This window comes from Wolbachia endosymbiont of Drosophila incompta (assembly GCF_001758565.1).
In the GTDB taxonomy this organism is placed as follows: Bacteria; Pseudomonadota; Alphaproteobacteria; order Rickettsiales; family Anaplasmataceae; genus Wolbachia; species Wolbachia pipientis.
Window position 1 is genome coordinate 231921 of record NZ_CP011148.1, and the last position, 5100, is coordinate 237020.

At 34.2% G+C, this 5100-nt stretch carries 4 protein-coding genes and 2 pseudogenes; 5 read left to right on the forward strand and 1 reads right to left on the reverse strand.

What is annotated here, in order from left to right; genetic code table 11:
- Window positions 1-547: peptide chain release factor-like protein (locus WG67_RS08030; RefSeq protein ID WP_458694962.1), on the forward strand; the 547-nt coding region annotated here is incomplete at its 5' end.
- On the opposite strand, the gene WG67_RS01090 is transcribed toward WG67_RS08030, so the two are convergent.
- Window positions 548-1711, reverse strand: coding sequence for a multidrug effflux MFS transporter (locus WG67_RS01090; protein WP_070356772.1), 1164 nt, complete (start codon window positions 1709-1711; stop codon window positions 548-550).
- 16 nt (window positions 1712-1727) lie between these two features.
- Here WG67_RS01090 and WG67_RS08035 point away from each other — a divergent pair.
- From WG67_RS08035 to rmuC, 4 genes and pseudogenes are all read left to right on the forward strand, one after another.
- Window positions 1728-1870, forward strand: a pseudogene (locus WG67_RS08035) (N-acetyltransferase); the annotation flags it as partial.
- Between the two features lie 304 nt (window positions 1871-2174).
- Window positions 2175-3104: an AEC family transporter gene (locus tag WG67_RS01095; protein WP_070356773.1), complete on the forward strand. Its 930-nt coding sequence runs from the start codon at window positions 2175-2177 to the stop codon at window positions 3102-3104.
- 209 nt (window positions 3105-3313) lie between these two features.
- Window positions 3314-4293, forward strand: a pseudogene (locus WG67_RS08040) (IS3 family transposase).
- A 173-nt stretch (window positions 4294-4466) separates the two neighbouring features.
- Window positions 4467-5100 (forward strand): DNA recombination protein RmuC (gene rmuC, locus WG67_RS08045; RefSeq protein WP_458694963.1); only part of this gene is annotated, 634 nt, incomplete at its 3' end.

Genomic DNA, 5100 nt, shown 5'->3' on the forward strand with positions numbered 1-5100 from the left:
GAGAGTGCCAGAAACTGAATCTTCAGGAAGGTTGCATACCTCTGCCGCTACTGTTGCGATATTACCTGAAGTAGAAGAAGTTGACTTTAAAATAGAAGAAAAAGACTTACGAATAGATGTTTATAGATCCAGTGGTCCTGGAGGGCAATCAGTGAATACAACTGACAGCGCAGTAAGGGTCACCCACTTGCCAACAGGGATAGTTGTGATACAGCAAGATGAAAAATCGCAGCATAAAAATAAAGCTAAAGCGCTCAAAGTATTGAGGGCAAGGCTATACGAAATTGAAAGACAAAAAAAAGAAATGGAAAGGTCAACAATGAGGAAAAGTCAGATTGGCTCTGGTGATCGTTCCGAGCGCATAAGAACATATAATTTCCCACAATCAAGAATAACAGACCACAGAATTAATCTAACTTCACATCGGCTAGAGCAGATTATAAAAGAAGGCGAACTAGATGAATTTATTGAGGCATTAATCTCACGTAATGAAGCAGAAAGATTGGCAGGGGAAAGTTGGCAGCCTACAATGGAATATCTTTATTAATTACATAGGATCTTTTAAACGCAATAGATAGACAGTAAAAACAAGTTCTAGTGCTATCGCGGATAAAACAAGAACAGCTACACTAATTGTTTGACCATTGTAAATGTAGCTTGTTAAGCCGATAAAAATAGCCATGATAAAAGCTCTAATGAACGAGACTGCAGAAGAAGCTGTGCCTTTAATTTCAGGGAAAACATTTATTGATGCATTAAAAATCACTGGCTGGAAAATTGCACAACCGATAGAAAAAATAATCATAGACAGTGTTACTAAGTAGAAAGAGTGGGGTACAATTATACTGAATATTACAAGCAATAGAGACCCAATAGCACCCACGCTCGTACCAGAAATTACACACTTTATTGCTCCAAGTTTCTGCAAGATTTTGCCAGCAAATAGACTGATGAGTGAGAAGCACCCAACTATTGCACCTTGATGTAGTGCATAAATAGTGCTAGATAAACCAAAAGTCTTCATATACAGAAAAGGTCCACAAGTAATGAATGACATATACGCAGCAGAAAAGAGGCTTGACATCAAAGACAACGTAACAAACCTCGGATTAGATAGTAGTTTTCTGTAATCTTTCATCGTTTTTTTCAAACTGAAAATATCGCGGTTCTTTTTTGTTTCTGGTAACGCTAAAAGCAGCAAAACCCAAGAGATCAAACAAAGTATTGCAACAGTTGCATAATTACCACGCCATCCTACAATTTCATTGATGAAACTGCCTAACACTGGCGCAATTGCCATGACAACTGTAAGAACAGAATTCATGATTCCAATAAATTTCACCGCTTCGTCGCCTTTGTAGCTGTCTGCAACGATTGCAAACACAACTACAGATGTGCTAACACCAATGCCCTGAACAAAGCGAGAGATTAAAAGCCAAAAAATCGACGGTGCAAAAACACAACCAACAGCGCCGATTAATAACAAAGTGTTACCTATGATCATAATTCTCCTTCTGCCATAGCATTCAGACAATGGACCAAAAAACAACCCTCCTATGCAAAAGCCTAGGAAATTATAAGCAATAGTTAATTGAATTATGCCTTCCGGTACGTTAAAATAGTGCACCATATCAGGAAAACTAGGTACGGAAATGTCAATTTCAATGAACTTGGCAATGAGAGACAGGATTAACAGAAATGGTAGTAACATTTGAGATTTTTAATTAATGAATAAAAATATCACATTTAAAGCGTTGAAAGAAAACATTTTTTACTGTTATTAAAATGGTTAGAAACACCTCATGTGAAGGAATGGTGGATAAATTGGACACTAGGGTTAATTAAAGAAAAATATGACAACTATGTTAAAGCTCTTACTCTCTGTCCTAACTTTACTTATTTCCTCTTACTTTTTCAACAGTCTGTCTAAATTACTACAAGCAGTTTAATTTTTAGTAAATATGTCATTATTCAAAAATATGCAAGAAGCTTTACAGAAACTTAACATAATTTTATCATACAAATGTCATTCTTAAGTCCTATGTAAAAACAAATTTTGGCACTAATTTAATTAACTATGAGCTGGATAAATTGGAAAATAAATTTTGTTTACTTTTACAACACCTTAAGATCTAATGTCACTTTATCAATCAAAAATATTACAATAGGCTAGTATGTTCCTTACTCTTTTTCTCAAAGTATTACCTATTTATATTACAATATTTATTGGTTACTTAGCAGGAAAATATCTTAAAATTGATAGAAACACTATATCTCAAATACTTTTTTATATAGCTAATCCAATAGTGATTTTATATGGAGTCTCTCATACAGAAGTTAACTTAAAAGTAATTTCTCTGCCGATTTTGATATGGTTTATAGGTAGCACTATGTCCTTATCAGTGTATTATCTTTCTTCTTTTTTATTTAAGGATAACACAAGAAACATATTAGCATTTAGCTCGGGCAGCACAAGTATGGGTTATTTTGGCCTGCCGATTGCCATGGCTTTATTTGATGAAGATTCAGTATCTGTATATGTTGTTTGTTATATAGGAATGGCGCTATTTGAAAACAGCTTAGGATTTTACATAGCTGCAAATGGTATTTATACCGCAAAAGAATGCATATTAAAGTTGTTCAAACTTCCTTCGCTTTATGCGATGGTTCTGGGCTTCTTTTTAAGTATATACGATATACAAATACCTACTTTTTTAACAGATGTTATGATGAATATTAGAAGTACATTTGTCACATTAGGAATGGTGCTACTTGGAGTGAGCATTGCGAATATTGCAAGCTTTAAAATAGATTGGAAGCTTGCTTTGATCACTATTACAGCAAAGTACGTATTCTGGCCACTGTTTGTTTTAGGAATTGTCCTTTTAGACAAGCATGTTATAGGTATATACGATGAGAGCATATATAAAGCACTGATGTTGCTGGCTATTATTCCAGTTTCTGGGTCCAGTATAATACTTGCTAATATTTTGAATTATCAACCAGATAAAGCTACTCTGTTGCTTCTAATCAGTACTGCAGTGGGACTGTTTTATGTTCCACTAATAATATCATTATTTTTTACTAAACTTGTTCCTTTTTGATCAAAAAATTAAGCGCTTGCACAACCATTATTTGGGTAACAACACAAGACATTGATAAAACTTGAATTTATAGCTAAAGCAACTTCTACAATTTGGTAACCCGTCATCCCGCTACTAGTTAGCGCCGCGGCGGTAAATTGACCTTACCCAGAAAAAGTAGAGAGAAAGTTAAGACGTTTTTGGAGTAAAATAAAACGTTTTTTCAAAATATGACAAATAGAAGAGAATATACAGCAGAATTCAAATTAGAAGCTGTTAAGCTGGTTAAAGAAACAGGTCAAGCAAGTACAAAAATAGCAAAAGATCTAGGTATAGATGGTAGTATGTTAAGTAAGAAAATATGATGGAAAAATGTCTGGAGCATACGCATTTCCAGGCAAAGGCTCCTTATGACAAAGAAAGATTTGATCTAAAAAAAGANNNNTTAAGAGAAAGAGACATCTTAAAAAAAGCCCTGGGCAAAGAAAAAGAGTAAAGTATTCTTTTATATAGAAATTGCTATAAAACACAGGAACTATGTAGGGTTTTATACTGGTGGTATGGGTTGCTAAGGAAAAAAGCAGTAAAGAATTAGCAAAAGAAGGGCTTCTAGCAGATATTCAAAAAATAATCAAGCTTCTAAATGCAGATATGGAGCCCCTAAAATTCACGCTGAATTAAAAGCTTTAGGCAAAAATTAAAACAGTACAAAGTGTTATGCAAGAAAATGGCATTAAAGCCAAGTTTAGACGAAGGTTCAAAAATAAAAAACAGCAAATAAGCAACCGAGTTGTGGCTCCGAACACATTGGATCAAAATTTTACTACTGATCAGCCAAATAAAGTTTGGGATTACCTACATAAAAACTAAAGAAGGTTGTTGGCGGCAATAATTGACCTATATTCACGCATGGTGGTTAATGAGTAACATGATAATTAGTTATAGATTCTTTATTGATGGCCGTTGATAAACGCAAACCCGATAAAAATCTGCTGTTACATAGCGATCAAGGGTCACAGTATACCTCTCAAAATTACCAATTTCTATTGAATACAAAAAACATCATTTCCAGCATGAGCCATAAGGGCTGTTGTTACGATAACTCTGTTGCAGAAAAGTTCACTTAAAAGGGAGCTGCTTATTGATACTTCTCGCTCAACAAACCAGAACTGCCATATTTGAATACATAGAAATCTTTTATAACAAATAACGTAGACATTCTACTATTAACTATTGCATTCCTGCACAATTTATTCTCATGATAAAAACGTCTTAACTTTCTCTCTACTTTTTCTGGGTAAGGTCACCTCTTTAGGTGCTCCTTTTTTCTTTCTTATACACACAAAAATCATATAGAATTGTAAATACAGCTTTTTTATTCTGATGCTTTTCAATTCTATAGCTCTGGTTGTCTCTCTATTACTATTTTTCTACATTATTGTAAAAAAACTGAGCGAAAAGAAAGCAAACCTTGAGGGTAATTTATGTAAATTAGAGCAAGAACTTCAAGAAACAAAGCAAACTTTGCTTACGAAGAATGAAGAAATAGTTGATTTAAGGGTCAAAAAAGCAGAACTTGAAGTAACTCTGCAAAAAGAACGTGAGGAAAAGAAAAAGGAAATAGAATTACTAACAAAAGCAGAGGAGAGATTAACAAACACTTTTAAAGCACTCTCTCTTGATGCTTTGCAGACAAATAACAATAATTTTCTGAACTTAGCAAAGGAAGTAATCGATAGTAAATTAAAAGAAACGGAAAGCGATTTCAAAAAAAGACAAGCAACGATCAACGAAGTTGTAACTCCAATAAAAGAAAAATTAGAAAAATTTGATAATGAAATACGCGAGCTGGAAAAAGAGAGGGTAGGGGCCTATGAAGGTTTAAAGGAGCAAATTGGAGCGCTGATGAACCAAACTTCCAGCCTTGCTAATGCCTTGAGAAAGCCTCACATCAGAGGAAAGTGGGGTGAAATGCAACTCAAAAGGGTGGTAGAAATGGCGGGAATGATTGAATATT

What these genes read in the sequence shown, in the direction of transcription:
- WG67_RS01090 (WP_070356772.1), bottom strand. Translation starts at nt 1,711, where the DNA reads ATGTTACTACCATTTCTGTTAATCCTGTCTCTCATTGCCAAGTTCATT.
- WG67_RS01095 (WP_070356773.1), top strand. Translation starts at nt 2,175, where the DNA reads ATGTTCCTTACTCTTTTTCTCAAAGTATTACCTATTTATATTACAATA.